Origin of the sequence: Endozoicomonas sp. YOMI1 (assembly GCF_024606345.1) — a bacterium.
Lineage (GTDB): Bacteria > Pseudomonadota > Gammaproteobacteria > Pseudomonadales > Endozoicomonadaceae > Endozoicomonas.
In genome coordinates, this window is record NZ_JAHHPM010000277.1 from 1 (window position 1) to 1,962 (window position 1,962).

Here is a 1,962-nt window from a genome sequence, read left to right on the forward strand (position 1 = left end):
CTAATCCAAGAGGCTAATCCAAGAGGCTAATCCAAGAGGCTAATCCAAGAGGCTATGGCTGACTGTCTCGACAGTGGCAGTTAGCCTGATTTTCACACTGTATGCTTCATTTACCCTACTGGCTGATAATTCGCAGTGACTTTACGTCTATTTCAACGCCGGATATCCCATCAACAAACATCCACCTCTCCAATACTCTCTAAGCAGTAGGTAATCAACAGCTTATTTTTTATCAATCCGATAAAGACCACAGATACCAACATGTTCGCCCAAGCCTTTAAATATCTCAGGAGTAAAACCCGGTATAACAGGGTTCATGGCCATTCCCATTCTTGTTAATGCTTTGGAAGAGAAAAGCAACTCTTGATTACTGGCCTCAGAAATGACCAGCAAATTCTTACCTCCCCGATCAAACCAGAACTTAATGACCTTGGGAAGAAATTCATCAGCATCCATCCAACCCCCATTAGCCATGAAAATGGGCTGCGGCGCATCGAGTACCAATGCTGACAAGCCGATGTTGCCACCAGTCAAAGCAAGTATTTTGACAAACTTGTCAACGCTGACAAAAACATCCGCTTTATTTACTCTGGTAAAGGTTTTTTCAGGTGGATTGATATCAAAGCAGGTTGAGGGCATGCCTGCGTCAATCATACTTTTAGAAAAATAACCGGATCCCGCCATAGGGAAAAACAATCGGTCAATATTATTCGTTCTTAGATAATCATTAAGATACTTTGCCGAGGCTTTAGAAATGTTGGAATAAATACGGAGTTCAGTTTCACGATAATAAGCAATCATCGATATCACATTGATTACACGAGGATCATCAGGAATCCAATTACGCCTTAGACCTACTTGCTCTTTGTGATGAGATGGCTCTGCCACATGGCCATAGAGCTGACGAAGGTTCAGGGTGTCAAGAGAATAAATAGAGTCAGGAAAGATCATATTGATATAGCGTATTATTGAAAGCGATTCCGTACACAGCTCTCCGTTTAAAAGCGTTGACAAGTCCGTCAACTGACTATACAAAGCGTCCAGAATGCCAACATTTAACATTAAGCTACGCTTATCAATATTACCGTTGTCGCACAAAAACTGATCACTTTTATTGATCAGACTAAATGCTTGCCCTACAAAGTTAGTTCTATTTGATAAATCCTTAAGAAGAGGAAATGCATTCATTAAATTTGATCTATGTTTACGTTCAACCGCTTCCTGTAACTTTTCAGATAAAGATGATTTTTCATGATCTGATGTGGCATGGGATAGTTGCTCGATGAGGGCTGAATAGTCCGGATCATTATTTAACCCTTCAACAACATGATGTTTGCGTAAATACTCCAACCGTAAGCCCGTATCTGCCGGTGAATAAGCAAACCCACTATCTGACGGCATAGAGACTGATCTGGCGACTACTGAAACATCACGGGGAGATGAGTCCAAAACCCTGGCAAGGTCAGTTTGTGAAGTCGTCTCAGGTATTAATCCATCTGTTGTAACCCTGGTTTCACGATGATTGAATAAAACCTCCCCGAAAAGCCCGGTTAATTCATCAACAGCCTGACTACTATCAAATTGAGCACCAGATTGAGCAACAGATTGAGGCTTGGCGATTGCGTCCAAAATAAAGCTTCCAATAACTAACAGTTGTTTCACTTTTCAGACAGCTTTATTCCAGCATTGTTCCCTGAGAAATTGCGGATTCATCTGCTGGTTTGCTGTTCTGCTACAACGATAGACGACTATTTTGCACCTTATAAAAGTAGAAAACCCTCATAGATGTTTATCCCCAACACCCTCACTATAAGTAGTTAACCAAATGAAATCGTATTTTCTGACTAAATTGACAGTCACTCTGCGGCGTTACAACTCCGGTCACATAGCTAAGGCTATGCTCGCTTCGTTGTGCCTTGCATAGTAACTGTCCACTTAGCCAGAAATATACGATTCCATTTG

At 41.4% G+C, this 1,962-nt stretch carries 1 protein-coding gene; it reads right to left on the reverse strand.

Features of this window, described 5'->3' with window-relative positions; all coding sequences use genetic code 11:
* Positions 1-222 precede the first annotated feature (222 nt).
* Complete coding sequence (locus tag KDK15_RS09620; RefSeq protein ID WP_257295140.1) at positions 223-1,662, reverse strand: hypothetical protein; 1,440 nt, start codon at positions 1,660-1,662, stop codon at positions 223-225.
* Positions 1,663-1,962: the final 300 nt, after the last annotated feature.